Genomic DNA, 24,993 nt, shown 5'->3' on the forward strand with positions numbered 1-24,993 from the left:
TGGAGGACAACAACTCATGACAGAGCGGAAACGAGACCCCGCCGCCGGAGCGCCCCGATGGGTGCGCCCGGCGGCGGGCTCGTTACGTCCCGCCACCGACCTCGCCGCCGCCGCAGGGCAGTTGACGTCCGGCGGATCCCGTCCGCTCGACGCCGCGGCGTTGCGCGACGCACTGCTCGACCTCTACGACTTCTGGCTCACCACCAAGGCCACCGAGATCGGGATCACCACCAGCAGTGGTTTCGCCATCGTCGCCACCGGCGGCCTCGGCCGCGGCGAGCTGTTGCCGTACTCCGATCTCGACCTGATGCTGCTGCACGACAACATGCCACCCGAGGTAGTCGGTGAGGTCGCCGAGCTGCTCTGGTATCCGCTGTGGGACGCCAACATCCGCATCGATCACAGTGTGCGTACCGTGCCCGAGGCAGTGCGGGTCGCCGGGGAGGACATGTCGGCGGGTCTGGCGATGCTGGAGGCCCGCCACATCGCCGGTGACGGCGACCTGTCCGCGCTGTTGATCGGCGGTGCCCGCAGCCAGTGGCGCACCGGAATCGCTTCCCGCTTCGACGAACTCGTCGAGCACACCACGGCACGTTGGCGGCGCTGCGGCGAGATCGCCCACCGGGCCGAACCGGATCTCAAGTGCGGCAGGGGCGGCCTGCGCGACGTCCAGCTGCTCAATGCGCTTGCCATCGCCCAGCTGGCCGACGTCTATCCCAGCCGTTCGCTGGCCTCGCCGACCGAAACCCTTGGCGAGGCACATCTTTCCCTGCTCAACGTCCGCACCGAACTGCACCGGGTGGCCGGTCGGGGCCGGGAACTGCTGCTGGCCCAGCACGCCGACGAGATCGGCGCCGCGCTGCGCATCGGTGACCGGTTCGATCTCGCCCGGATGCTCTCCGATTCGGCCCGCACCGTCAGTTACTACGTCGACGCCGGAATCCGCACGGCGGCCAACGCACTGCCGCGGCGCGGGCTCTCCGCGCTGCGCCGGCCCGTGCGCCGTCCGCTCGACGAGGGCGTGATCGAGTTCAACGGCGAGGTCATCCTGGCCCGGGATGCCCGTCCGGAACGCGATCCCGGTCTGATCCTCCGGGTGGCCGCCGCATCGGCGACCACCGGGCTTCCGATGGCGGCGTCCACCCTGGGTCGGCTGGTGGAGACCGCGCCGGAGTTGCGGACCCCCTGGCCGCGCCAGGCGCTCAAGGATCTGCTCGTGATGCTGGGCGCCGGGCCCTCGGCGGTCGGCACCATCGAGGCGCTGGACCGGACCGGCCTGTGGGGACGGCTGTTCCCCGAGTGGGGTGCGGTACGCGACCTGCCACCGCGCGATGTCGTGCACATCTGGACCGTGGACCGGCATCTGGTCGAAACCGTATCCAGGGCAAGTGCTTTCACCACCCGGGTGTCCCGGCCCGACCTGTTGGTGCTCGGCGCCCTCGTGCACGACATCGGCAAGGGCCGTGGAGGCGACCACAGCATCATCGGTGCGGAGCTGGCCACCCAGATCGGCGGTCGGCTCGGGCTGTGGCCGTCCGACATCGAGGTCCTCTCCAAGGTGGTTCGATACCACCTGCTGCTCCCGCACACCGCCACCCGGCGCGACCTGCAGGACCCGAAGACCATCGCCGACGTGGTGGAGACCCTCGGCGGCGATCTGGTGGTGCTCGAACTGCTGCATGCTCTCGCCGAGGCCGACTCGCTGGCCACCGGCCCCGGGGTGTGGGGCGACTGGAAGGCGTCCCTGATCGGCGATCTGGTTCGCCGGTGCCGGCTGGCGATGGCCGGGGAGCCGCTGCCGAAGCCGGATCCGATTGATCCGCGGATCATTTCGCTGGCCGGGAGCGACACGGTGCACGTCGAGCTGACGTTGGGGGACAACTCGCACATCTACAACGTGACGATGATCGCGCCCGACGTCCGTGGGCTGTTGTCCAAGGCCGCCGGGGTGCTGGCGCTGAACGCGTTGCGGGTGCACTCCGCATCGGTCAACGGACACCGGGGGTCGGCCATCAACACCTTCGTGGTGTCACCGCATTTCGGCGCGCCGCCCGCCGCCGAGTTACTGCGTCAGCAGCTGATTCTCGCGATGGACGGCGAGTTGGACGTGGTCAGTGCGCTCGAGCAGAAGGAGGCCGACCTCGCGGGCAAGGCCCGCGCGGGCGAGGTGCACGCCGCGGTGCCGGTCAACTATCCGCCCGCTCCGCCGAAGATCATCTGGTACGACGGCGAGGCTGAGGGCCACCTGGTGGCCGAGATCCGCACCACCGACCGCACCGGGCTGCTGGCGTTTCTCACCGCGGTGTTCGAGCGGGCCGGCGTCGACATCGCGTGGGCGAAGGTGACCACGCTCGGGTCGTCGGTCGTGGACGCGTTCAGCATCGTGCTGCCCGCCGGCGCGAACGAGAAGACGGTGCGCCAGAGCCTCGAACGCGAGCTGTTCACCGTGCTGCCCGCACCGCCGGCCAAGGTCGAGGAAGCCAGCTGACCCGGGGCAGCACCGGAAAGGCGACCCGAAGACAAGTAGTCTTGGCCACGTGTTTGAATCGCTCTCCGACCGACTGACCGGGGCACTCTCAGGTCTGCGCGGCAAGGGTCGGCTCACCGACGCCGACATCGACGCCACCGCCCGTGAGATCCGACTGGCGCTGCTGGAAGCCGACGTGTCGCTGCCGGTGGTGCGCCAGTTCGTCGCCCGCATCAAGGATCGGGCCAAGGGCGCGGAGGTGTCGGGCGCGCTGAACCCGGCGCAGCAGGTCGTCAAGATCGTCAACGAGGAACTCATCGAGATCCTCGGCGGGCAGACCCGCCAGCTTGCCTACGCGCGCAACCCGCCGACCGTGGTCATGCTGGCCGGCCTGCAGGGTTCCGGCAAGACCACGCTGGCCGGAAAGCTCGCGAAATGGCTCAAGGGGCAGGGCCACACCCCGCTGCTAGTGGCCTGCGATCTGCAGCGGCCGGGTGCGGTCAACCAGTTGCAGATCGTCGGCGAACGCGCGGGCGTGCACGTGTTCGCGCCGCACCCCGGGGTGTCTCCGGACGGTGCGCACCTCGAGCAGATGACGGCGGGCGACCCGGTCGCGGTGGCCTCGGCCGGGTTGGCCGAGGCCAGGGCCAAGCACTACGACGTCGTCATCGTCGACACCGCGGGCCGGCTGGGCATCGACGAGGAACTGATGCGTCAGGCCGCCGCCATCCGTGCCGCGGTCAACCCCGACGAGGTGTTGTTCGTCCTGGACGCGATGATCGGCCAGGACGCGGTGACCACCGCGGACGCGTTCCGCGAGGGCGTCGGCTTCACGGGTGTGGTGCTGACCAAGCTCGACGGCGATGCCCGCGGCGGCGCCGCGCTGTCGGTGCGCGAGGTGACCGGCGTGCCCATCCTGTTCGCCTCGGCGGGGGAGAAGCTGGAGGACTTCGACGTCTTCCACCCCGACCGGATGGCCAGCCGGATCCTCGGCATGGGCGACGTGCTGACCCTCATCGAGCAGGCCGAGCAGGTCTTCGACGCCGAGCAGGCCGAGGCCACCGCGGCCAAGATCGGCAGCGGCGAGCTCACCCTCGAGGACTTCCTCGAGCAGATGCTGGCGATCCGCAAGATGGGGCCGATCGGCAACCTGCTCGGCATGCTGCCCGGCGCCGGACAGATGAAGGACGCGCTGGCCGCCGTCGACGACAAACAGCTCGACCGGGTGCAGGCGATCATCCGCGGCATGACGCCGCAGGAGCGCTCCGATCCGAAGATCATCAACGCCTCCCGGCGGCTGCGGATCGCCAACGGGTCGGGGGTGACGGTCGCTGAGGTCAACCAGCTCGTCGACCGGTTCTTCGAGGCCCGCAAGATGATGTCGTCGATGGCCGGTCAGATGGGCATGCCGTTCGCCCGCAAGAGCAACCGCAAGGCCGCCAAGGGCAAGAACAAGAAGGGCAAGAAGGGCGGCAAGGGGCCGACGCCGCCGAAGGTGCGCAACCCACTCGGCGCCGGGATGCCGGGCATGCCGCCGGGCTTTCCGGACCTGTCGAACATGCCCAAGGGCCTCGACGAGCTGCCCCCCGGCCTGGCCGACATCGACCTGTCGAAGCTGAAGTTCCCGAAGAACTGATGGCGGCACCTCCCGCGCTGCACATCCGGGCCCGGGCGCTGCCCGACGGTGAGCCCGTCGAATGGTGGGTGGTCTATGAGGGCTCGCCCGACGAGCATGGGCCGCGCGGCAGGCTTTCCGCCGAGCCGGTACCCGGCGCGGAGACCGTCTTCGGGGCAGACGGGTTCGGCGGCTGGGTGATGCCCGGCCTGGTCGACGCACACTGCCACGTCGGGCTGGGCGCCGGTGGCGCGATCCCGATGGACGAGGCCGTCGCCCAGGCCGAGACCGAGCGCGGCGTCGGCGCCCTGCTGCTGCGCGACGCCGGATCGCCGATCGACACCCGCGGCTTCGACGATCGTCCCGATCTGCCGCGCATCATCCGTGCCGGGCGTCATCTGGCCCGCCCGAAGCGCTACCAGCGCGGCTTCGCGATCGAACTCGAGGACGAATGGCAGCTGCCCGACGCGGTGGCCGCCCAGGCCCGCTGGGGGGACGGCTGGGTCAAGCTGGTCGGCGACTGGATCGACCGTGACCTCGGCGATCTGGCGCCGCTGTGGTCCGACGACGTGCTGGCCACCGCGATCGACGCCGCGCACGCCAACGGTGCCCGCGTCACCGCGCACGTGTTCGGCGAGGATGCGCTGCCCGGTCTGATCAGGGCCGGCATCGACTGCATCGAGCACGGCACCGGGCTGACCGAGGACACTGTCGACCTGATGGTCGAGTACGGCACCGCGCTGGTGCCCACACTGATCAACATCGAGAACTTCCCCGGCATCGCGGCCGCCGCGGATCGCTACCCCCGCTACCAGCGGCACATGCAGGCACTGCACGCCACGTGCGTCGATCGGATCGGTGCGGCCCGGGAGGCCGGCGTGCCGATCTTCGCCGGCTCCGACGCGGGAAGTGCGGTCGCGCACGGCCGGATCGCCGAGGAGGTGCAAGCCCTCAAGGGCATCGGCATGACACCCACCGACGCGCTCGGTGCGGCCTGCTGGGATGCCCGTGCGTGGCTGCGCCGTCCCGCGCTCGAGCACGGCGCCTCGGCCGATCTGGTGTGCTACGCCGACGATCCGCGCACCGGCACCGCGGTGCTGGCGAATCCCACTCTGGTGATGCTGCGCGGCGTCATCTACTGAGGAACCGCGGCCCCTGCGGTCGCTGAAAGCGCCATCGCCGAAAGCGACACCGACTGGCCAAAGAACACTTCATGCGGCATGCGCCCGTCCAACAGCGGGCATTTCGATTGGTATCTCGCGAATTGTGAGACTGTCAAGCTGAACTTGCGGTGTCGTGACAGGCAACAGGGGGCGCGCAATGAGCCGAGACATGATTCTGATTCATGGTTCATCAGAAGTTGGAGACCAGTTGGTCGAGATGCGCCGTCACTTTGAACAGCGTGGCTGGACCGTCTACACGCCAACCCTGCGCCACCATGCCGAGAGCATGCCAGAACAAGCCGAGCTGGTGGCCGGTGTGAGCCTGAGTGACTACGTCGCAGACCTGACCGAGCTCACCCGCACACTCGACATGCCTTTGATCGGGGGATTCTCGTTTGGCGGCTTGGTCGCGCAACTCGTGGCGCTCGTACCCCGCACCGGGGGCTGTTTTGCCTCGCGCCGTCACCGGCTCCGGGTATGCGTGCTCCGTTGGCGTCGGTGCTGGTCCTCGGTGGTCACTTCTTGCGGCCCTTCCCGTGGCGCCAACCTGTGCGCCCAATGAGTTGGGGGATGTGGCGTCGCTTCGTCGCGAACGCACACGACGAACACTCGGCGCGGGAGCTATACGACGCACACTTGCGGTGCGATTCGGGCCGTGCCTATTGCGAATTGGGGTTCTACTTCCTGGATCGCGGTCGTGCGGCGCGCATCGACTATGGGGCGGTAACTGGCCCGGTGCTCGTCACCGGCGGAACTCAAGATCGCATGATTTCCACCGAAGTTCCCCGGCAAACGGCCGCGCGCTATGCAAACGGCAAATTTGTCGAGGTCTGCAGTGCCGACCATATGCAGATTTTCGGCCCATCTCTTGCCGAGGTGCTTGACCACATCGACCAGTGGATAGATGAGAACAACTTGGCCACTCAATCGCATCCCTAGCGACCGAGGCATCGCCGTGCGTCTTTTGGTGGCGATGCCATCGCCGAAAGCGCCGTTGCCGAAAGTGCACCCACGGCCGTGCTCGGGTGCCCAATCACAGCCGTGGGTGCACGTTCGCGGTTCAGGGCTGGCGGAAACCCCAGTCGAACAGGCCGATCGCCTGACCGTAGAGGTCGCCGGTGCCGTACATCTGCACGACCACCAGTCGCCGGTTGCCGCGCTGGGCGGCACCCACGTAGGTCTTGCGGGCCAGGTTGGTGTAGCCGGTTTTGCCGGCCAGGTCTCCGGGGTAGCGGCTGAGCAGCTCGTTCTGGTTGTGCAGGGTCTTGCCCGGGAACTGCGCCGACGGCGAGCGCATGATGTAGGCGATCAGCGGGTACTTCAGCGCCGCCCGCAGGATGACCGCCAGATCGTGCGGGGTGGTCACCGACTCCCAGCCCGGGCCGTCCAGCCCGGACGGCGAGGACGCGCGGGTGCTGCGCGCGCCGAGCAGCGCGGCCTTGCGGTTCATCGCGGCGACCGCGACCGGCCGGCCGCCCAGCATGTCGGCCAGCATGTTGGCCGCGTCGTTGCCCGACACCATCAGGATCGCCTCGAGCAGCTGGCGGGTGGTGTAGGCCTGGCCGGGCGTCAGCCCCACACACGAGCATTCGACCTCGGTGTGCGACTCGTTGGCCCGCGCGAAGTTGTCGGGCCGCAGATGATCGAGCACCACCATCGCGAGCAGCACCTTGATCGTGCTGGCCGGTGCGTACCGGCCGTACGGGTCGCGGCTGGCCAGTACCCGGCCGGTGTCGAGGTCGGCCAGCAGCCAGGCCTGGGCCGGCCCCTGCGGAAGCGTCTGCGCGGCGGCGGGCTCGAGGTCGGGCTGCGCCGACGCGGGTGCGGCGGGAAGCCACGCGGCGGGCAGCGCCACGCTGAGGGCGAGCGCCAACCCGGCGATTCCTCGTCGCACGGTTGGCGAGGCTAGTCGCGCCAGGACTCGCCCAGCGCGCGATCAGATCTCCATCGGGTATCGGGGCCGCTGCCTGCGGCCGGCCTCAAAGTTGGCCGATGCCCGCGCCGGGGCCCAGCGCGAACCCCCAGTCGAGCAGACCGGCCGCCTGGTCCCAGTAGGTGGGCCCGCCCTCCCTGACCAGCCCGTGCATCATCACGACCACCAGCCGCCTGCCGTTGCGCGCAGCGCCGCCGACGAACGTCTTCTGGGCCAGATCGGTGTATCCGGTCTTGCCGCCGAACGTGCCCGGGTAGCGGTGCAGCAGCTCGTCCTGGTTCACCAGCACCCGGTCGCCGGTCTTGGTCGGGAACACCGCGGTCGGCTGCGCGGTGAGCTGAGCGAACACCGGGTTGGCCATCGCGGCCCGGAAGATGACCGCCAGGTCGTGCGGTGAGGACCAGATGTCGATGCCCGGACCGTCGATGCCCGACGGCGACCCGGCGTTGGTTCCGTAGGCGCCGACCAGCGAGGCCTTGGCGTTCATCTTCATCAGCGCGACGTCACGACCGCCCAGCATCCTGGCCAGGGTGTTGGCCGCGTCGTTGCCCGACACCAGCAACAGGCCCTCCAGCAGTTGGCGGGCCGAGTAGGTCAGCCCGGGAGCCACACCGGCGCAGTTGCACTCGACCTTGGTGTCGGACTCGTCGGCGACGATCGTGGTGTCCAGCGGGAGCTCGTCGAGCACCGTCAGCGCGAGCAGCACCTTGATGGTGCTCGCCGGGGCGTACTGGCCGTACTCGTTGCGCCCGGCCAGCACCCGGCCGGTGTCCATGTCGGCCACGACCCAGGCCTCGGCGGGTCCCTCGGGGACCGGGACCGAACCCGCGGGCTGGTTGATGCCGGTCACGGGCGCGGCCGCCGCGGTCGGCGCCGCGCCGTCCTGCAGGCCCGCGCCGACCAGGCACAGGGTGGCCGTCACGGCCGCGAGGAACCTTGTCATGTCGGGGGAGCCTAATCGGGTCCGCCGATCGTGTTCAATCGGTGCATGCTCAGCCTCGAGGAGATCTCCGACCGGTTCGAGATTCAGCAACTGCTGGTCGACTACTCCACCGCGATCGATCAACGGCGATTCGACGACCTGGACGCGGTGTTCACCGCCGACGCCTACATCGACTACCGGGTGTCCGGTGGCGTCGACGGACGCTTCCCCGAGGTCAAGGCGTGGCTGAAGGAGGTGCTGCCGAACTTCCCCGCCTACTACCACATGCTGGGCAACATCGATGTGCGCATCTCCTACGATCCGGCTGGTGACACCGCCACGTCGCGGGCGATCTGCTTCAACCCGATGGTGATGGGCGGGGATCAGGCCCAGAGCCCCGCCCAGATCTATTTCGTCGGAATCTGGTACGTCGACGAGTTCGTCCGCACCCCGGCCGGGTGGCGGATGAGCAGGCGCGTCGAGGAGAAGTGCTTCGACAAGCTGGTGTGAGGGCTCAGCGCACCACCCGGCGGGCCACCGCGCCGGCCGCCTTCTTGATCCGGTCGGACAGGTACACCGACACCGCGACGTTGAAGATGTCCTCGCGCAGCCGGGTCAGCGTGGAGGCGGTGATCAGCCAATGCCCGTCGACCTTCTCGTAGGTCTCGTGGTAGTGGCCGTAACCCCGCAGATTCACCCCGGGTGCGAGCCGGACCACGTCCTCGAGGGCCCACACCGCCCGTGCGGTGGTCGGCGAGGTGAGGTCGATCTCCGGGGCGTGCACCTGGTGCACCGTCGCGTTGTCCCCGAGGCTCTTGCGGGTGAACGCCACGAACTCCTCGGCGCCGACGATGACCTTTCCGCCGGACGCGGACGTGTCGCTGTGGAAATCATCGGAGAACAACGACCGCCAGGCCAGCCAGTCCTTGGTGTCGAGGAGGCGGCAGTATCGGGCCTTGAGCTTCTTGATCTCCTCGATCTCCAGCAGCGTCGCAGGCAGGGCGGTCCGATCTGCGGCGGGGTCCATCGGTGCAGCGTGACACCGGCGCCCGTGGATGTAAAGCGGACCTGGGGCCAGGCGGCGACGATTTCCGCCGGTGGGGCCGGTTCTGGCACAATTGGCGGCTGTCCGCGTACGACCCGCTCGAAGCGATCCAACCGCTGAGTGCTTGTACGCCGGTCACACACGTAAGGCAAAACCGGGTCCCGGCATCCCGCCGCGATCGCTGAATTGCAGCGTGGCAATCACAGGAGAACCGCTTCATCATGGCTGTCAAGATCAAGCTCACCCGGCTTGGCAAGATCCGCAACCCCCAGTACCGCATCGCCGTCGCCGACTCGCGCACCCGCCGCGACGGCCGCTCCATCGAGGTCATCGGCCGGTACCACCCGAAGGAAGATCCGAGCCTCATCGAGATCGATTCGGAGCGCGCCCAGTACTGGCTCGGCGTCGGCGCCCAGCCCACCGAGCCCGTGCTGCAGCTGCTCAAGATCACCGGTGACTGGCAGAAGTTCAAGGGTCTGCCCGGTGCCGAGGGCACGCTGAAGGTCAAGGAGCCCAAGCCCAGCAAGCTGGATCTGTTCAACGCCGCGCTGGCCGAGGCCGACGGCGGGCCGTCCAACGAGGCCACCACGCTCAAGAAGAAGAAGGCCCCGGCCAAGAAGGCCGAGCAGGCCGAGCAGGCTCCAGCCGATGAGGCCCCGGTCGCCGACCAGGCTCCTGCCGCCGACGAGGCCCCGGTCGCCGACGAGGCTCCTGCCGCCGACGAGGCTCCTGCCGCCGAGCAGGCCGACGCCGCGTCCTCGGACAGCTGAGCCCGACGATGAGCTCCGTTGTGGTCGACGCCGTCGAGCACCTGGTCCGCGGGATCGTCGACAACCCCGACGACGTGCGGGTCGACATGGTGACCAACCGGCGTGGACGCACCGTCGAGGTGCACGTCCACCCGGAGGACCTGGGCAAGGTCATCGGGCGCGGCGGGCGCACCGCGACCGCGCTGCGCACGCTGGTGGCCGGCATCGGCGGCCGCGGCATCCGCGTCGACGTGGTGGACACCGACCAGTAATTCGATGGACCTGGTAGTCGGGCGCGTCGCGAAAGCACACGGCGTCACCGGCGAGGTCGTCGTCGAGGTCCGCACCGACGATCCCGACCGCCGGTTCGCGCCCGGTGCGACGCTGCGCGGCCGCGTCGCACGCGGCAGCGCAGAGCACGAGTACGTCGTCGAATCGGTGCGCGAGCACGGCGGCCGGCTGCTGGTGCGGTTGGCCGGCGTGGCCGACCGCGACGCGGCCGACACCCTGCGGGGCACACTGTTCGTCGTCGACTCGGCGGACCTGCCGCCCATCGAGGATCCCGACGAGTTCTACGACCACCAACTCGAGGGCATGGCGGTCTCGACGACCGCGGGTCTGCCGGTCGGCACGGTGACCGAGGTGCTGCACACCGCCGCCGGTGAGCTGCTGGCGGTACGCGACGGCGACGGGCACGAGGTTCTGGTGCCCTTCGTTTCGGCGATCGTGGCGTCGGTGTCGGTGGCCGATCGGGCCATCGTGATCGACCCCCCCGAGGGTCTGCTCGAGCTGTAGGGATGCCGTTGTGCGCATTGATGTGGTGACGATCTTCCCGGCATTCCTCGAGCCGCTGCGGCAGGCGTTGCCGGGCAGGGCGATCGAGGCGGGCATCGTCGAGGTGGCCGTGCACGACCTGCGTCGCTGGACCCACGACCTGCACCGCTCGGTGGACGACTCGCCCTACGGCGGCGGACCGGGAATGGTGATGAAGGCCCCGGTGTGGGGCGAGGCGCTCGACGAGATCTGTTCGCCGGAAACCCTTCTGGTGGTGCCGACACCGGCGGGCAGGCTGTTCACCCAGGCGCGGGCGCAGGCCTGGACCGCCGAGTCGCACCTGGTGTTCGCCTGCGGCCGCTACGAGGGCATCGATCAGCGGGTGGTCGACGATGCCGCGCGGCGGATGCGGGTCGAGGAGGTCTCGATCGGTGATTACGTGCTGCCCGGCGGTGAGTCGGCGGCGTTGGTGATGATCGAGGCCGTGGTGCGGCTGCTGCCCGACGTCCTGGGCAATCCCGAGTCCCACCAGGATGATTCGCATTCGCAATCGGTCGGCGGCCGGCTCGAGGGGCCGAGCTATACGCGGCCCGCGAGCTGGCGCGGGCTCGACGTGCCCGATGTCCTGCTCTCCGGCGATCACGCCCGGATCAGCGCGTGGCGACGCGATCAGGGGCTGCAGCGCACCCGCGAGCGGCGCCCCGATCTGCTCGACGGGTCAAGCGATGAGAACTAGATCTTGCCGTCGGGGAACATGGTGCGCACCGCCTGGGTGATCGTCGCGCGCGCGGTGTCGGCATCGGTGGCCTGCATCGACCCGATCACCATCACGTAGCGGCGGTCCGGTCCGATCACGCCGGTGGAGAGGTGCATCCAGTCGGCGCCGACGCAGCACATCCAGCCCTGCTTGACCGCGACGGGATCCCCTGGCAACCCCTCGGGGATGCCGAAGCGCTGCGGATAGACACCCCCGGGCACCATCCCGTCGGGCGCCATCGGCGTCGAGTGGGCCAGGTCGTTCAGGATGATGCCGGCCTGCTGCCGCGGCAGCCCGCCGGTGCCGGCGAGCAGCATGTCGTAGTAGCGCACCAGGTCGGTTGCCGTGCTGGTGGTGTTGAACCACCGCCCGTTGCCCGGGGGTCGGGTCTGTCCGAGCCCGTAGCGGGCCACCACGCGGTCGATGATTGCGCTGCCGCCGCTGCGGTTCCAGAACACCTCGGCGGCGCTGTCGTCCGAGGAGCGCAGCATCACGTCGAACATCTCGCGGTCGTCCGGGGACAACGTGGTCTCGCCGTTGGCGACCTGCAGCAGCAGATCGTCGGCGATGAACAGCTTGACCACCGACGCGATCGCGATGGACATCCCGTTGCCGTTGGTCACCAGTTCGCCGGTGTTGCGGTCGAGCACCGCGGTGGTGATCTCGGCTCCCGCGTCGGCCGCCTCCGCGGTGGCCCGCTGCTCGCGGTCGGCCAGCCCGGAGAAGGTGGCGGCCGGCTGGTCGGGCGGGGCCTCCGGGAGCGGGGCCATCGTGCCCAGCGGGGCGACCACGGTCAGCTGAGGGCCCGACGGCGCCGGAGGGGGGCTGCCGTACACGGTCGCCTCGCAGCCGGCCAGGCATGCGACGACGCCGACCAGGGCCGCGGTGGTCCCGGCCAGCCGCACGGGCCGTTGCCTCACATGTCCTCCAGAAGTGCTGGGGCCGCTGGTGCCCGCGAGCTATAGGGTAGCGGCTGAATACCCCCGATGCGCTGGGCTTACGACGTGGCCGTGGCCACCTTGCGGGGTCCGTCCCGCCACCGCCGACGGCGGATTTCGGGGATCCGGCCTCCATCTGGCACAATTGGGCAGTTGTCTGTGCACGGCCGGGACGACACCGCAACGGCGTCGACGCCGTCGCTGTCGCTCCGCTGCACGACGCGCCCCAGACGCCCGAAACACCATCGGCACCCCACGCGCCCCCGGCGCGTGCCCGGAGCCGCCAACACCAAGGAAGTGTCACCGATGAACACGCTGGATTTCGTCGATCAGACTTCGCTGCGCGACGATGTCCCGGACTTCGGCCCCGGCGACACCGTCAACGTCCACGTGAAGGTCATCGAGGGCTCCAAGGAGCGCATCCAGGTCTTCAAGGGCGCGGTGATCCGTCGTCAGGGCGGTGGGGTCCGCGAGACCTTCACCGTGCGCAAGGAGAGCTACGGCGTCGGCGTCGAGCGCACCTTCCCGGTGCATTCGCCCAACATCGACCACATCGACGTCGTCACCCGCGGCGATGTGCGTCGCGCGAAGCTCTACTACCTGCGCGAGCTGCGCGGCAAGAAGGCCAAGATCAAGGAAAAGCGCTGAGCTCACCGGGTGGGCCGGTCCCGACGGCGCGCTCGTTACGCTGAACCCCGTGACCGGAACTTCCGAACCCGACGACTCGTCCGCCGAGCGCACGCTCGAGAGCCCCGATCCAGCGACCCCCGAAGCCGCCGACGCCGACCAGGAGTCGGGCACCGACGGCAAGACCAAGAAGAAGCGCGGAGCCGTCCGCGAGTTCGTCATCCTGGTCAGCATCGCGCTGGTGCTCTACTACGTGATGCTGACGTTCATCGCGCGGCCCTACCTGATTCCATCGGAATCGATGGAGCCCACGCTGCACGGCTGCACCGGCTGCGTGGGGGACCGGATCATGGTCGACAAGCTGACCTACGACTTCTCGTCGCCGAAGCCCGGTGACGTCGTCGTGTTCAAGGGACCGCCGAACTGGAGCATCGGCTACAAGTCGATCCGGTCGGACAACACCGCGGTGCGCTATCTGCAGAACGCGCTGTCGTTCATCGGGTTCGTGCCGCCCGACGAGAACGATCTGGTCAAGCGGGTCATCGCGGTCGGGGGTCAGACCGTGGAATGTCGCGCCGACACCGGGCTCACCGTCAACGGCAGACGACTCGACGAGCCGTACCTGGACCCCGCGACGATGAACGCCGACCCGGCGGTCTATCCGTGTCTGGGCAACGAGTTCGGCCCGGTCACGGTGCCCGAGGGCCGGCTGTGGGTGATGGGTGACAACCGCACCCACTCGGCGGATTCGCGCGTCCACTGCACCAATCTGCCCGAAGACGCGCAGCGCGGCCTGATGTGCACCGGTGACCCGATGGCGGGCACGATTCCGGTGGAGAATGTCATCGGCAAGGCCCGGTTCATTGCGTGGCCGCCTTCTCGGTGGGGTGGCGTGAACTCGGTGAACCCGCAGACCTGACAGGAGACCCGACACGTGCCCTCTGCGTGGCCCCCGAGAGCGGTTATCCGCAGATCCTCGGGCCTGCGCACCCTCGAATCCGCTCTCTACCGCGCCGGACTCGGCCCGGTCGCCGGCGTCGACGAGGTGGGTCGCGGTGCCTGCGCCGGCCCGTTGGTGGTCGCGGCATGCGTGCTGGGTCCCAACCGGATGGACAGCCTGGCCGCGCTCGACGACTCCAAGCGGCTCACCGAGGGCGAGCGTGCGCGACTGTTTCCGTTGATCAGGCGTTATGCGCTGGCCTACCACGTGGTATTCATCCCCTCGGAGGAAGTGGACCGCCGGGGGGTGCACGTGGCGAACATCGAGGGCATGCGGCGAGCGGTGGCCGGGCTGACGATCCGGCCCGGGTACGTGCTCTCCGACGGCTTCCGGGTGCCGGGGCTGCCGACGGCGTCGCTGCCGGTGGTCGGCGGGGATGCCGCGGCGGCCTGTATCGCGGCGGCCAGCGTGTTGGCCAAGGTCAGCCGGGACCGCCTGATGGTGGCCATGGACGACGAACACCCCGGGTACGGCTTCGCCGAGCACAAGGGGTACAGCACCCCCGCGCACGGCGCGGCCCTGGCCCGCCTCGGGCCGTCGCGCCAGCATCGGTATTCGTTCATCAACGTGCGGCGCCTGGTCACCGGGGACGGACCTGATGCATCGAATACCGCGAACCGGGAACCCGGAGAGCATGCCGAACCGGGGTGCGAGAAGATGAGCTCCATGAATCGGGTGGATTCCGACCTCGATCCCGACGTCTATGAAGGACAGCTGAGCCGATGAGTGCCGAAGATCTCGAGAAGTACGAAACCGAGATGGAGCTCTCGCTCTACCGCGAGTACAAGGACATCGTCGGGCAGTTCAGCTACGTCGTGGAGACGGAGCGGCGGTTCTACCTGGCCAACAGCGTGGAGATGGTGCCGCGCAACTCCGAGGGCGAGGTCTACTTCGAACTGCGCCTCGGCGACGCCTGGGTGTGGGACATGTACCGGCCGGCCCGCTTCGTCAAGCAGGTCCGGGTGATCACGTTCAAGGACGTCAACATCGAAGAGGTCGAGAAGCCCGAGCTGCGCCTGCCGGAGTAGCGTGGGGCCACGTCAGGGCTGACGGACCGCGATGCCCCTCAGCAGGGTGTCGCGGACGAGGATCAGCGAATCGCGGGTGCCGATCTCGTCGAGGATGTTCTCCGGGATCCACTGTTCACCGATGACACACCGGGCCAGCATGTCGGTGGTGCGGCTCAGCGCGCGGATCTCGCCGGACCGGATTCCCTCGGACAGTATCGATTTCATCTGCCGGACCCGGGTGGCGAACGACCAGGTGGGGCTGGGGGTGTCCGGTGGCGACTGACGTAGCCACGCCAGTTGGATGCGGAACTCGTCGGGAAACGCGTCGAGCGCGTTGATGTTGAGCCAACTGAGCGCGTCGAGCTTTTCCAGCGTCGTGGAATCCGAGCGCACGATTTCCGCCCACGCTCCGCCCACCTTGTGACTGAACTCGAGCATGATCGACATCAACAACTCGTCCTTGGAGCCGATGATGCGGTAGACGGTCCCCGTCCCGAGGCCGGCCGCCGACGCGATGTCGCGGATCGTCGTCATCTCGTAGCCGCGGCGGCCGAACTCGGCTCGCGCCACCGCACGCACGTGTGCCGCCTTGAGGTCCTGGTCGTCCTCGTGGTCGACCCAGCTCTGGATCACCCGCTCGGCGGCCGCGAACGCCTCGGAGCGGTCGAGAACACCGTCCAGCGGGACCTGCTGCGCCAGGCCGTGAAGGACGAGGCGGCACTTGAGATCGGCCATCTCGTCGGTCGACGCCTTGTGGCGGATGACGTCGAGGCCGACGTGCAGCATGCTCTGGCAGAGGCGGTCGGCCAACGTGGGCAGGTCCAGGTCGGGCCGGATCGAGCCGCGCCACCGCCCGGCCCTCAGCGTCTGCAGCATCGCGGCCTGGATCTTGGTCGGCGGGCGCCTGGTCAGCTCGACAAGCTCCGGGTCGGTGCTCGGGCCTTCGTAGAAGGACATCTGCAGAGCCGCCCGGTGCTCGACCGCACAGCGGGCGATGTCGCGGCCGAGATCGTTGATCTGCTCCTCGACCGAACGCGCATCGGGCTCGTCGAGTCGCGCCAGGGCGACGTCACCGATGCGGTCCAGGTCTGCGTGATACCGCCGGATGAGTTCGACGAGTATTGCTTCCTTGGAGTCGAAGTGGTGGTAGAGGCTGCCGGCGAGGATGCCCGCGGCATCGGCGATCTGCTGTAGTGAGGTTCGCAGGCCCGATGTGGCGATGACCGTGTTCGCCGTCTTGAGGATCTCGGTGCGACGCGTCGCGTCGGCCGGGGAGGAATCGGGCACGGCGGCAAGTCCGGCGGGTCGCCGGCGATTCTTCGAACCCGGTCGGGAGCGCCGATCGGCGGCGCCGGCGTCGGACATGCTCACCGGCAGATCCTATCTGTGCGTGGCGGTTGCGCAGGGACGCCGAGAACGGCGGGTGAAGTGGTCATCGGCCTCGGTCCCCGGCCGCATCCGGGAACGCGACGTCGGCGTTGCCCGGCATCGCACTGATGCCACGGCGATCGCAGACCTCGAGGACCTCGTCGACGATCGACTCGGGCACGGTGAAGCCGTCGGTCGCCGACATCTGCTCCAGGTGGTCGGAAATGTCCTCGGCGGTGGGTTCGGCGTCGGCACCGGCGAGCCATCCCGGGCCCAGGCCCATGAAGACCCGAGCGTACCGGCCGGCGCAGGCCGAATAGTTGCGGTGGGAGAACCGGCACTCGGCGCTCGCCAGGAACACCACGAGGGGAACAACGAGTTCGGGACGGATCGCGCGCAGGAAGCCGGACTCGGCCAGGAACCGCTCGTCGCCGACGGTCTCGGTCACCATCCGCGAGATGCCGGTCGGCAGAACGGTGTTCGACCTGATGCCGTACCGCGCACCCTCGATGGAGATGACGTTGGACAGGCCGACCAGACCTGTCTTGGCCGCGGCGTAGTGAGCCTCGGCGGGCTGGCCGAAGTTACCCGCCGACGACGAGATGAAGACGAATCGCCTGTAGCGCTGGGTGGCCATCACCCGAAACGCCGGCTGGCTCAGGTAGAAGCCGCCGTCGAGGTGCACCGACAGCATGCGGCGCCACTGCTCGGGGGTCAGTCGGTCGAACGGGACGCTGTTGAAGATTCCGGCGTTGCTGATCACGGCATCGAGCCGACCGAAGGCCTCGACGGCGGTGTCGACGATCGCCTGGCCACCCTCGGGGCTGTCCACCGAATCGTGAGAGGCGACGGCCCGACCATCGGCCGCGGCGATCTCCTCGACGACGCGGTCTGCCACCGCCGGATCGGATCCTGCTCCGTGCATCGTGCCGCCGAGGTCGGTCACGACGACCGATGCGCCACGGCGCGCCAATTCCATCGCGTAGAGCCTGCCGAGTCCCCGGCCCGCGCCGGTGACGATGACGGCCTGGCCGTGGAAATCGATCATGATGCAACGCTCCGCACGAGTTCCCCGCCGACGCAACGGAGATGGCCGACCGGGACACCGCTCTGGCTGATTGACTGCGACTCCAGCGGACTCTACGGTGGAACAGATATTTGGTCAAGAATCCCGCGGGTGTGGCGGGTGGAGGTCGAGTGGACGACGATTCCGACACCGGCGGGCTGGCGCCGCTCGCGCTGCTGGCCTCCGCGCTGGCCGGCCACCCGGTGGCGGTGTCGCCGACCGAACCGGGCGATCCGTCATGGACCGACGGGCAGACGATCTTTCTCGATCCCGGCGCGGCCCACCCGGCCAATTTGCAGTCGGTGGCCATCCACGCCTCGATGATCTGCGCCGGCAGCCTCGACGCGCAGATCATGGGTTCGATTGTGCGCCAGAAGCATCTGGCCCGGCGCTATCTCGTCGTCGAAGGTCATCGGGCCCTTGTCGCCAACGCTGCGATGTTGCCGCCGAGCCTGACCGGGATGGCCGACCCCGGCGTGGCCGCGCTGAGCGGATCGGCCGCGCAGTCATTGTGGATCGCACGCAACCGCGTCGACCTGGCCGAGCCGCCGGCCGGCTTCGGCGTGCTGCGACCCAGGAAGGTGCTCGCCGCAAGCGCTGCCGCAGCGAAGACAGACGAGCACCAGGTGGCCGGGCACGTGCCACGACGGCAGAATCGGCACCGGCTCGAGGAACTCGGTGACGACGCCGTCGACGACTCCGACGACCCGGACCTGTTCAGCAGCCCGGTCGGAGGCGGGGGTTTCATCGGCAAGTGGCTGAGCAGACTCCTGTCGCATGCCAGGGTCGGTGGTGGCCGGCGTGGAGGTCCCCCGGGCGCGGACACCCCGACCCACCGGACGAACTCGGCGAACCGCGGGGCGTACGCGGTCGCGTCCCTCGCAGCTGTGTCCGCCGGCGAGCCCGCCGACGTGACGACCGACGGACTGCGCTATCCCGAATGGGATTTCGGCCGTGGCAGGTACAAGCCCGATTGGTGCACCGTGCGGGAAGTCCCGCCACGAATCAAGGCATCGGCCACACCGCGCATCGACGGAGCCGTGGCCGTCCGGCGCCCGCTGGCGCGTCTCGGTATGGGCCTGCACCGTCGACATCGGCAGCCGCAGGGGGACGACATCGACGTCGATGCCGCCGTCGAGGCGCGGGTGGACGTGCGGGCCGGATCGGCGCCGGGGGAGGCGGTCTATCTCGACAGTCTGCGCCGGCAGCGGGACCTGTCGGTGCTCCTCCTACTCGACGTTTCGGGATCGGCCTCGGAGCCGGGGACCGCGGGCCGCACGGTCCATCAGCAACAGCGCGCTGCGGCGGCCCATCTGACGGTTGCGTTGCACGATCTCGGTGACCGTGTGTCGCTGTACGCGTACTACTCGCAGGGGCGCACTGATGTCAGCATGATCCCGGTCAAGACGTTCGACGAGCACCTCGACAGCCGGGTCATCCGGCGACTGAACAGCTTGGAGCCCGGTGCGTACTCGCGGCTCGGTGCGGCGATCCGGCACGGGTCTGCGGTGCTGGAGCGCCGCGGTGGCACATCGCGACGCCTGCTCGTCGTTCTCTCCGACGGTCTGGCATATGACCACGGCTATGAGCGCGGGTACGGCGCCGCCGATGCGCGCCGCGCCCTGTCGGAGGCTCGTCGGCGCGGCGTCGGGTGTGTCTGCCTGACCATCGGCGCCGGCACCGACACCGATGCCCTGCGCCGGGTGTTCGGCAGTGCCGCGCACGCCACGCTGGCCGCGCCCGATCAGCTCGCAGAGGTGATCGGGCCGATGTTCCGGTCAGCGTTACGGGCATGCGAGGTGCGTCGCCGTACCTCCCCGGCCACAAACGATTCCGGTGGGCGAAAGGTGTGCTGATGACGGACCGCTCGGACCTGGTCGATCGCACCGGCGCCGATGCGCAGGCAAGAACCGGCCGCCCGTACTACGCGGCGGTCGGCAACGAGGAAGCGGTGTTCAAGGCCGCCCACCGGCAGGGCCTGTCGCTGCTGCTCAAGGGCCCCACGGGTTGTGGCAAGACCCGCTTCGTCGAGGCGATGGCGCACGACCTCGGCCGCCCCCTGATCACGGTCGCCTGCCACGACGATCTCACCACCGCGGATCTGGTGGGCCGCTACCTGCTGCGCGGTGATGAGACGGTCTGGGTGGACGGACCTCTGACGCGGGCGGTGCGGGAGGGGGCGATCTGCTATCTCGACGAGGTGGTCGAAGCACGCCAGGACACCACCGTCGTGCTGCATCCGCTCGCCGATCACCGCAGGCAGCTTCCGATCGAGCGACTCGGCGTCACACTCGATGCCGCAACGGGGTTCGGCCTGGTGGTGTCCTACAACCCGGGCTACCAGAGTGTGCTCAAGGACCTCAAGGACTCCACACGCCAGCGCATGGTCGCCATCGAGTTCGGCTTTCCGGCACCGGACGTGGAGGTGCGGATCGTCGGCCACGAAGCGGGTGTCGACGAATCGGTCGCCGCGGCACTCGTGAGATTCGGCCAGGCGATCCGGCGCCTGGAGGCGGGCGGTTTGCGGGAAGTCGCCTCGACACGGGTGCTGATCGCCGCCGGACGCCTGATCGCAGAGGGCCTGACCCCGGTCGCGGCCGCCACCGCGGCGATCGCGGGACCACTCACCGACGACACGGTGGTGGGTCGGGGCCTGCGGGAGATGGTGGAGGTGTATCTCGGCGACGAAGTGCCGGTAGGTGATTGACGCTGCCCGGACGCGCCGCTATCGTCTGAACAAATATTAGGTTTGCTCCGCCAGGGATCCTCTCACCTGGTTCGATGGAGGTCAGATGTCCTACGAAAGTACGGCTGAACCCATCAAGGTCGGCTACCTGATGGACTTCACGCTGCCGCCGGGATTCCCCGAGGAACTGTTGGCGTCCTTCACCCAGACCTTCGATCTGATCTTTTCCGAGGCGGTCGAGCAGGGTTTGATGGACCGGCCGGTGCAGATGATCTACCGCGAGGTCGAAGGGCTGCCCAAGGGTTCGGTGAAGGCGGTGATCGACGCCTACGGCGAACTGGTCGACGAGGGCTGCCTGGTGGTGTTCGGGCCGAACATCACCGACAACTGCGTCGCGGTGCGCGAGGCGATCGAGGAGCGGTTCAGGGTTCCGGCGATCAGCGTCACCGGTACCGACGACTGGTTGGGTGAGTGGACCTTCGCGTTCCCGCAGGGTTCCATGACCGATGAGCCGATCTTCCTCGCCGACCTGATGGCCAAGCGGGGGCTCGCCGAGATCGGTGTGCTGGTGGAGCGCAGCCTCATCGGCGAGAGCTACCTGAAGAACCTCCGAAGCGCCTGTGCCCGCAAAGGTATTCGGATCGCCGCCGAAGTCTCGATCGCGCAGACGGCACAGGACATCAACGCCGCGGTGCAGACGCTGCACGAGGCCAAGGCCGAGGCGATCGTGCACCTCGGGTTCGGTTTCGGCATCGTTTTGATCAATCCGGCGCTCGAAGCGGTGGGCTGGGACCCGCCACGGTTCACCACGACCGCGTTCCAGAACGCCTGGGTCAACCCGATCATGTGGAACGCCTTCCTCGGCTGGATCGGCGTCGACCAGTACGACGAGGAGAACCCGATCGGCCAGGACTTCCTGGACCGCTACGCAGAGAAGTACGCCGGGAGCCGCCCCGAGTACTGCGTGACGGTGGTGAACCGCGATGTTGCCACCACCCTGGTGCAGGCTTTCGCCGATGCACATCCACTGAGCCCGCGTGGGGTCAAGGAGGCGCTGGAGCGGGTCAAGATGCTGCCGGCGGCCTCGGGTGCGCCGGGCACCCGGGTGTCGCTCGGAAAGTGGACCCGCCGCGCCTGGATGGGGGCCGGTTACCTGGTCGCCCGCGAGCTCGACGCCGACGGCGTCAACTCGCACCTGGTCGATCGCTTCGGAGCGGAGGGCTGATCGATGACCACACGAGAATCCAGGCCGGATGAGGTTCGAGCCGATGCAGCGGGTCCGGTCCGCACCGGCCCGAACTGGGGTCGGTGGATCGCGCTGTTCGCGTGGCTGGGATTCCTCGGGTTGTTCGCCGCCGTGGGGCGCGTTGCCGTCGACCCGCGGGTGGCGAACCCGAACGTCGAGGGGCGGCCCCGCCCGGTCGAGTTCCTGACCGGGTTCGATCACTGGCAGCTCGTCCCGCAGATCGGTGCGGCGATCATGGTGGTGGTGCTGACCGTCGTCTTCATCCGCGGCTGGCGCAGGAACCCGGGCAGCCCGGTGCTGTTGATGGTGCTGTGCACGACGCTGATCGTGTGGCAGGACCCGATCATGAACTGGGCGCCGTTCGCGGTGTACAACCCGATGTTGTTGCACTGGCCGGAATCCTGGCCGCTGATCATGATGTCGCCGACCGTCGAACCCTTCATCGTGTTCGGGTACGTGACGTTCTACTTCGGCCCGTACTTCCCGGCGATCTGGATCCTGCGCAAGCTGCAGGCGAAGTGGGGTCCACAGGCGTTCGCCTCCCGGCACCCGTTGATCAGCCTGGGCGCACTGGTGCTGGTGATCGGCTTCATCTTCGACGCCATCCTGGAGATCACCCTGGTGCGCACCGGGTTGTACATCTACTCCCAGGCGATTCCGTTCGGAACGTTGTTCCCCGGCAACACCTTCCAATTCCCGCTGCTCTGGGAGTCGCTGTCGGTCACCTTCGTGATGGTCCCAGCCGCCATCCTGGTGTACCGCGACGACACCGGAAAGTCGGTCGCTGAAAAGCTCGCGGCGAAGGCCAAACTGTTCCCGACGAAGCCGGTGCTCGGCACCTTCCTGGTGATGTTCGCGATCATCAATGTCTCCTACTTCGCATACGGGGCCTGGTTCTGGGCGATCAAGGCCTCCGGAGCGGCGACCTCGGTCGCCTGTCCTTGGCCGTTCCCCGAGGCGAAGGTGTACGACCCGCAGGGTTACTACGAACGGGAGGGCGCCGAAGGGCCCTACTCGGTGGGCAAGTGGGCCACCTGGCAGAGCGGGGTTCCCAACGGCCGCCCGGACGTCGAGCCGCCGCCGCCGGGCGAGGGTGCGTGCGCCACCGATGACTGAGGCCCGCGCTGTCGTCATCACCGGCGCGTCACGGGGACTGGGCTTCGCGTCGGCCGTGCGTCTGTATCGCGAGGGCTGGCGGGTGGTTGCGGCGATGCGGACACCCGAGCGGGGGATGCCGCTGCTGCGGGAGGCGATCAGGCGCGGCGGGGCTGCCGAGGACCCGGCCCGGCTGGTCGGTGTCCGGCTCGACCTCACCGACCCGGCCTCGATCGCGGCGGCGGCCAAGGAGATCGAGGCCGTCGTCGGGGCGCCGTACGCGCTGGTGCACAACGCCGGGATCTCCGCGGCGGGAACCGTCGAAGAGGCCGATGTCGAGCTGTGGCAGAACATGTTCGAGACGCACGTCATCGGCCCCGTTGCGCTCACCAAGGCACTGCTACCCGGGATGCGCGCGGCGGGGGAGGGTCGCATCGTGCTGGTGTCCAGCGCCGGGGGAGTTCGCGGACAGCCCGGCATCGCGCCCTACTCGGCGGCCAAGGGCGCGCTCGAGCGGTGGGGCGAGTCGATGGCCGGCGAGATCGCCCCGTTCGGTCTGGGGGTCACCGTGCTGGTGGCGGGTACCTACGACACCGACATCATCACCGATGCGGGCACCACGGACGACCGTGATTTCGGCGGGCCCTATGCACGGCTGCACACCACGATGAACACGCGGGGTCGCTTCGCGATGAGCTTCGCCCGGCCACCGGAGAAGTTCACCGACGGGCTGGTGCGCGTGCTGGAAGACGATCGCGCGTTCCGGCGCCGCGGTATCGGCCCGGATGCGTCGATACTGTTGGCGGCCAACCGGATTCTTCCGGCCTCGGGCATGCACCAGGTGTCCCGGATCGTCATGGGTATACCGCGGTTCGGCGCGATGCGGGACGGCGTGTGGCCGTTGACGGTCGCCCAGCGGGCGATGGTCCTCGCGACCAAGGTGCTGCCCCGGCCCGTCATGAACCGTCTGGCGGAGATTGCCACGAAACGAGCGGCTGCCAGACAGGCCGCCCAGCAGGAAGGCACAGGCAATGGCTGACACAGCGAAGGTCACCCACGAATCCCGGATGCTGATCGACGGCGAGCTGGTCGACGGCGCGGCGGGAACATTCACCAACGTCAACCCCGCCACCGAGGAGGTGCTCGGCGAGGTCACCAACGCGTCTGCGGCCGATATGCGCCGGGCGATCGACGCCGCGCGAGCGTCCTTCGACCAGACCGACTGGTCGACCAACCGGCAGTTGCGCAAGCGCTGCCTCGAACAGCTGCACGACGTCATCGCCGGCGAGCTCGAAGAACTCCGAGAGGAGCTCATCCTCGAGGTGGGGGCGCCCCGGGCCGTGACGTACGGGCCCCAGCTCGACGCGCCGTTCGCCGACGGGCTGAAATACCCGGCCCGGCTGATCGATACGTTTCCCTGGGAGACCGACCTGGGGGACGCGCTGGTCTCGGTGACCGGAGTCAACACCCGGCGCAAGGTCTGGCGCGAGCCGGTCGGAGTGGTCGGCGCGATCGTGCCCTGGAATTTCCCGTTCGAGGTCACCATCAACAAATTGGGGCAGGCCATGGCGGCGGGGAACACCGTCGTGCTCAAACCCGCACCCGACACCCCGTTCAACGCGACCCGGCTGGGCCGGCTCATCGCCGAGAAGACCGACATCCCGGCCGGTGTCGTCAACGTGGTCCCGGCGGCCGACCATCTCGTCGGCGAAGAGCTGACGATCTCACCGAAGGTCGACATGATCTCGTTCACCGGCTCGACGGCCGTCGGCAAGCGCATCATGGAGAAGGGCGCGGCCACCATGAAGCGGCTGTTTCTAGAGCTGGGCGGCAAGTCCGCGACGATCGTGTGCGACGACTTGGACGAAACAGCCTTCGCGACGGCTTGTCTGCTCGGCATCGGACCGCTGATGCACGCCGGGCAGGGTTGCGCGGCGCCCACCCGGATGCTGCTGCCGCGCTCCCGGTATGACGAGGGCGTGGCGATCCTGAAGGGCATCTACGAGAACGTCGCCGCGGCAGACCCGCAGGATCCGGGAACCATTTGCGGGCCGGTGATCTCGGCCAAGCAGCAGTCGCGGATTCTCGGCTACATCCGCAAGGGCGTCGACGAGGGCGCCACCCTGCTGGTCGGCAGCACAGAACCGCCGGCCGAGTTCGACAGGGGATTCTGGGTCAGCCCGACCCTGTTCACCGATGTCGACAATGCGATGACGATCGCGCAGGAGGAGATCTTCGGCCCGGTGCTCGCGGTCATCCCCTACAAGGACGACGACGACGCCGTGCGGATCGCCAACGACAGCGTCTACGGCCTGGCCGGCAACGTCGTATCCGCCTCACTGGAGCGCTCACTGGCCATCGCCGGCCGGTTGCGCGCGGGATTCATCGGCCTCAACGGCACCGTCGGCTACGGCGCCGACACCCCGTTCGGCGGATACAAGGACAGCGGTGTCGGGCGGCAGAACGGTGTCATCGGATTCGAGCAGTACACCGAAGTCAAATCGGTTGCCTACCCGGCCGAGCAGGCCTAGC

At 68.7% G+C, this 24,993-nt stretch carries 26 protein-coding genes; 20 read left to right on the forward strand and 6 right to left on the reverse strand.

All coding sequences use genetic code 11. From position 1 onward, the window contains the following. Window positions 1-16: 16 nt before the first annotated feature. The 5 genes from JDV09_RS01255 to JDV09_RS01275 all read left to right on the forward strand — a co-directional run bounded on the left by JDV09_RS01255 (window position 17) and on the right by JDV09_RS01275 (window position 6,184). Window positions 17-2,488, forward strand: a complete 2,472-nt coding sequence (locus JDV09_RS01255) for a [protein-PII] uridylyltransferase (protein WP_221367276.1) — start codon at window positions 17-19, stop codon at window positions 2,486-2,488. A gap of 49 nt (window positions 2,489-2,537) precedes the next feature. Further along, a complete protein-coding gene (gene ffh, locus JDV09_RS01260; protein WP_221367277.1) occupies window positions 2,538-4,103 on the forward strand; it encodes a signal recognition particle protein in 1,566 nt (521 codons plus the stop codon). Beyond that, window positions 4,103-5,224 (forward strand): amidohydrolase family protein, encoded by a 1,122-nt coding sequence (locus tag JDV09_RS01265; RefSeq protein WP_221367278.1) that lies wholly within the window; start codon window positions 4,103-4,105, stop codon window positions 5,222-5,224. Before ffh ends, JDV09_RS01265 begins: the two co-directional genes overlap by 1 nt. Window positions 5,225-5,414: 190 nt before the next feature. After that, window positions 5,415-5,807 carry an alpha/beta hydrolase gene (locus JDV09_RS01270; protein WP_221367279.1) on the forward strand — a complete coding sequence of 131 codons (393 nt, stop codon included), beginning with the start codon at window positions 5,415-5,417 and terminating at the stop codon, window positions 5,805-5,807. Between the two features lie 8 nt (window positions 5,808-5,815). Next, window positions 5,816-6,184 (forward strand): alpha/beta fold hydrolase, encoded by a 369-nt coding sequence (locus tag JDV09_RS01275; RefSeq protein WP_221367280.1) that lies wholly within the window; start codon window positions 5,816-5,818, stop codon window positions 6,182-6,184. Window positions 6,185-6,305: 121 nt separating this feature from the next. On the opposite strand, the gene JDV09_RS01280 is transcribed toward JDV09_RS01275, so the two are convergent. Next, complete coding sequence (locus tag JDV09_RS01280; RefSeq protein WP_221367281.1) at window positions 6,306-7,139, reverse strand: D-alanyl-D-alanine carboxypeptidase family protein; 834 nt, start codon at window positions 7,137-7,139, stop codon at window positions 6,306-6,308. Window positions 7,140-7,224: 85 nt separating this feature from the next. Next, window positions 7,225-8,121, reverse strand: coding sequence for a D-alanyl-D-alanine carboxypeptidase family protein (locus JDV09_RS01285; protein ID WP_221367282.1), 897 nt, complete (start codon window positions 8,119-8,121; stop codon window positions 7,225-7,227). Window positions 8,122-8,166: 45 nt separating this feature from the next. Here JDV09_RS01285 and JDV09_RS01290 point away from each other — a divergent pair, with 45 nt between their 5' ends. After that, window positions 8,167-8,610: a nuclear transport factor 2 family protein gene (locus JDV09_RS01290; protein ID WP_221367283.1), complete on the forward strand. Its 444-nt coding sequence runs from the start codon at window positions 8,167-8,169 to the stop codon at window positions 8,608-8,610. 4 nt (window positions 8,611-8,614) lie between these two features. Here JDV09_RS01290 and JDV09_RS01295 read toward each other — a convergent pair whose 3' ends face one another. After that, a complete protein-coding gene (locus JDV09_RS01295; RefSeq protein ID WP_221367284.1) occupies window positions 8,615-9,127 on the reverse strand; it encodes a nuclear transport factor 2 family protein in 513 nt (170 codons plus the stop codon). A gap of 239 nt (window positions 9,128-9,366) precedes the next feature. On the opposite strand from JDV09_RS01295, the gene rpsP reads away from it, so the two are divergent. Genes rpsP through trmD form a run of 4 tightly spaced genes read left to right on the forward strand, consistent with a single transcriptional unit; the run spans window position 9,367 to window position 11,404 of the window. Then, a complete protein-coding gene (gene rpsP, locus JDV09_RS01300; protein ID WP_221367285.1) occupies window positions 9,367-9,915 on the forward strand; it encodes a 30S ribosomal protein S16 in 549 nt (182 codons plus the stop codon). Window positions 9,916-9,923: 8 nt separating this feature from the next. Next, window positions 9,924-10,166: an RNA-binding protein gene (locus JDV09_RS01305; protein ID WP_005148848.1), complete on the forward strand. Its 243-nt coding sequence runs from the start codon at window positions 9,924-9,926 to the stop codon at window positions 10,164-10,166. Window positions 10,167-10,170: 4 nt separating this feature from the next. Continuing rightward, window positions 10,171-10,689, forward strand: coding sequence for a ribosome maturation factor RimM (gene rimM / locus JDV09_RS01310; protein WP_221367286.1), 519 nt, complete (start codon window positions 10,171-10,173; stop codon window positions 10,687-10,689). A gap of 10 nt (window positions 10,690-10,699) precedes the next feature. Further along, window positions 10,700-11,404 carry a tRNA (guanosine(37)-N1)-methyltransferase TrmD gene (trmD, locus tag JDV09_RS01315; RefSeq protein ID WP_221367287.1) on the forward strand — a complete coding sequence of 235 codons (705 nt, stop codon included), beginning with the start codon at window positions 10,700-10,702 and terminating at the stop codon, window positions 11,402-11,404. Here the strand turns inward: trmD and JDV09_RS01320 are convergent. Then, complete coding sequence (locus JDV09_RS01320) at window positions 11,401-12,345, reverse strand: serine hydrolase (RefSeq protein WP_372452820.1); 945 nt, start codon at window positions 12,343-12,345, stop codon at window positions 11,401-11,403. The genes trmD and JDV09_RS01320 overlap by 4 nt on opposite strands. A 324-nt stretch (window positions 12,346-12,669) precedes the next feature. On the opposite strand from JDV09_RS01320, the gene rplS reads away from it, so the two are divergent. Genes rplS through JDV09_RS01340 form a run of 4 tightly spaced genes read left to right on the forward strand, consistent with a single transcriptional unit; the run spans window position 12,670 to window position 15,018 of the window. Further along, entirely contained in the window at window positions 12,670-13,011 is a 342-nt protein-coding gene (gene rplS / locus JDV09_RS01325; protein ID WP_221367288.1) for a 50S ribosomal protein L19, read from the forward strand. Window positions 13,012-13,051: 40 nt separating this feature from the next. After that, window positions 13,052-13,909: a signal peptidase I gene (gene lepB / locus JDV09_RS01330; RefSeq protein ID WP_255604687.1), complete on the forward strand. Its 858-nt coding sequence runs from the start codon at window positions 13,052-13,054 to the stop codon at window positions 13,907-13,909. Between the two features lie 15 nt (window positions 13,910-13,924). Further along, on the forward strand, window positions 13,925-14,716 hold the full coding sequence (locus JDV09_RS01335; protein WP_221367290.1) for a ribonuclease HII: 792 nt from the start codon (window positions 13,925-13,927) through the stop codon (window positions 14,714-14,716). Next, window positions 14,713-15,018, forward strand: a complete 306-nt coding sequence (locus JDV09_RS01340) for a DUF2469 domain-containing protein (RefSeq protein ID WP_221367291.1) — start codon at window positions 14,713-14,715, stop codon at window positions 15,016-15,018. Before JDV09_RS01335 ends, JDV09_RS01340 begins: the two co-directional genes overlap by 4 nt. A gap of 12 nt (window positions 15,019-15,030) precedes the next feature. On the opposite strand, the gene JDV09_RS01345 is transcribed toward JDV09_RS01340, so the two are convergent. Together JDV09_RS01345 and JDV09_RS01350 are read right to left on the reverse strand one after the other, a co-directional pair. After that, the gene (locus tag JDV09_RS01345; RefSeq protein WP_221367473.1) at window positions 15,031-16,365 is read right to left on the reverse strand and encodes a TetR/AcrR family transcriptional regulator; all 1,335 of its coding nucleotides are present in this window, start codon (window positions 16,363-16,365) and stop codon (window positions 15,031-15,033) included. A 67-nt stretch (window positions 16,366-16,432) separates the two neighbouring features. Further along, on the reverse strand, window positions 16,433-17,416 hold the full coding sequence (locus JDV09_RS01350; protein WP_221367292.1) for an SDR family NAD(P)-dependent oxidoreductase: 984 nt from the start codon (window positions 17,414-17,416) through the stop codon (window positions 16,433-16,435). Window positions 17,417-17,565: 149 nt separating this feature from the next. On the opposite strand from JDV09_RS01350, the gene JDV09_RS01355 reads away from it, so the two are divergent. From JDV09_RS01355 to JDV09_RS01380, 6 genes are all read left to right on the forward strand, one after another. Beyond that, entirely contained in the window at window positions 17,566-19,290 is a 1,725-nt protein-coding gene (locus JDV09_RS01355) for a nitric oxide reductase activation protein NorD (protein ID WP_308123966.1), read from the forward strand. After that, complete coding sequence (locus JDV09_RS01360; protein ID WP_221367293.1) at window positions 19,290-20,141, forward strand: CbbQ/NirQ/NorQ/GpvN family protein; 852 nt, start codon at window positions 19,290-19,292, stop codon at window positions 20,139-20,141. The genes JDV09_RS01355 and JDV09_RS01360 overlap by 1 nt, the downstream gene beginning before the upstream one ends. Before the next feature lie 85 nt (window positions 20,142-20,226). After that, on the forward strand, window positions 20,227-21,345 hold the full coding sequence (locus JDV09_RS01365; RefSeq protein ID WP_221367294.1) for an ABC transporter substrate-binding protein: 1,119 nt from the start codon (window positions 20,227-20,229) through the stop codon (window positions 21,343-21,345). Window positions 21,346-21,348: 3 nt separating this feature from the next. Then, window positions 21,349-22,482: a spirocyclase AveC family protein gene (locus tag JDV09_RS01370; RefSeq protein ID WP_221367295.1), complete on the forward strand. Its 1,134-nt coding sequence runs from the start codon at window positions 21,349-21,351 to the stop codon at window positions 22,480-22,482. Then, the gene (locus tag JDV09_RS01375; RefSeq protein ID WP_221367296.1) at window positions 22,475-23,500 is read left to right on the forward strand and encodes an SDR family oxidoreductase; all 1,026 of its coding nucleotides are present in this window, start codon (window positions 22,475-22,477) and stop codon (window positions 23,498-23,500) included. The genes JDV09_RS01370 and JDV09_RS01375 overlap by 8 nt, the downstream gene beginning before the upstream one ends. Continuing rightward, a complete protein-coding gene (locus JDV09_RS01380; protein ID WP_221367297.1) occupies window positions 23,493-24,992 on the forward strand; it encodes an aldehyde dehydrogenase family protein in 1,500 nt (499 codons plus the stop codon). Before JDV09_RS01375 ends, JDV09_RS01380 begins: the two co-directional genes overlap by 8 nt. The last annotated feature ends 1 nt before the right edge of the window (window position 24,993 follow it).

The sequence above is a fragment of the Mycolicibacterium xanthum genome (assembly GCF_019710635.1).
GTDB lineage: Bacteria > Actinomycetota > Actinomycetes > Mycobacteriales > Mycobacteriaceae > Mycobacterium > Mycobacterium xanthum.

Excerpts from the sequence above, each read along its gene's own strand:
- JDV09_RS01255 (WP_221367276.1), top strand. The coding sequence starts at position 17 with ATGACAGAGCGGAAACGAGACCCCGCCGCCGGAGCGCCCCGATGGGTG.
- JDV09_RS01265 (WP_221367278.1), top strand. The coding sequence starts at position 4,103 with ATGGCGGCACCTCCCGCGCTGCACATCCGGGCCCGGGCGCTGCCCGAC.
- JDV09_RS01270 (WP_221367279.1), top strand. The coding sequence starts at position 5,415 with ATGATTCTGATTCATGGTTCATCAGAAGTTGGAGACCAGTTGGTCGAG.
- JDV09_RS01275 (WP_221367280.1), top strand. The coding sequence starts at position 5,816 with ATGTGGCGTCGCTTCGTCGCGAACGCACACGACGAACACTCGGCGCGG.
- JDV09_RS01285 (WP_221367282.1), bottom strand. The coding sequence starts at position 8,121 with ATGACAAGGTTCCTCGCGGCCGTGACGGCCACCCTGTGCCTGGTCGGC.
- JDV09_RS01290 (WP_221367283.1), top strand. The coding sequence starts at position 8,167 with ATGCTCAGCCTCGAGGAGATCTCCGACCGGTTCGAGATTCAGCAACTG.
- JDV09_RS01295 (WP_221367284.1), bottom strand. The coding sequence starts at position 9,127 with ATGGACCCCGCCGCAGATCGGACCGCCCTGCCTGCGACGCTGCTGGAG.
- rpsP (WP_221367285.1), top strand. The coding sequence starts at position 9,367 with ATGGCTGTCAAGATCAAGCTCACCCGGCTTGGCAAGATCCGCAACCCC.
- JDV09_RS01305 (WP_005148848.1), top strand. The coding sequence starts at position 9,924 with ATGAGCTCCGTTGTGGTCGACGCCGTCGAGCACCTGGTCCGCGGGATC.
- rimM (WP_221367286.1), top strand. The coding sequence starts at position 10,171 with ATGGACCTGGTAGTCGGGCGCGTCGCGAAAGCACACGGCGTCACCGGC.
- rplS (WP_221367288.1), top strand. The coding sequence starts at position 12,670 with ATGAACACGCTGGATTTCGTCGATCAGACTTCGCTGCGCGACGATGTC.
- JDV09_RS01340 (WP_221367291.1), top strand. The coding sequence starts at position 14,713 with ATGAGTGCCGAAGATCTCGAGAAGTACGAAACCGAGATGGAGCTCTCG.
- JDV09_RS01345 (WP_221367473.1), bottom strand. The coding sequence starts at position 16,365 with ATGTCCGACGCCGGCGCCGCCGATCGGCGCTCCCGACCGGGTTCGAAG.
- JDV09_RS01350 (WP_221367292.1), bottom strand. The coding sequence starts at position 17,416 with ATGATCGATTTCCACGGCCAGGCCGTCATCGTCACCGGCGCGGGCCGG.
- JDV09_RS01360 (WP_221367293.1), top strand. The coding sequence starts at position 19,290 with ATGACGGACCGCTCGGACCTGGTCGATCGCACCGGCGCCGATGCGCAG.
- JDV09_RS01365 (WP_221367294.1), top strand. The coding sequence starts at position 20,227 with ATGTCCTACGAAAGTACGGCTGAACCCATCAAGGTCGGCTACCTGATG.
- JDV09_RS01370 (WP_221367295.1), top strand. The coding sequence starts at position 21,349 with ATGACCACACGAGAATCCAGGCCGGATGAGGTTCGAGCCGATGCAGCG.
- JDV09_RS01375 (WP_221367296.1), top strand. The coding sequence starts at position 22,475 with ATGACTGAGGCCCGCGCTGTCGTCATCACCGGCGCGTCACGGGGACTG.
- JDV09_RS01380 (WP_221367297.1), top strand. The coding sequence starts at position 23,493 with ATGGCTGACACAGCGAAGGTCACCCACGAATCCCGGATGCTGATCGAC.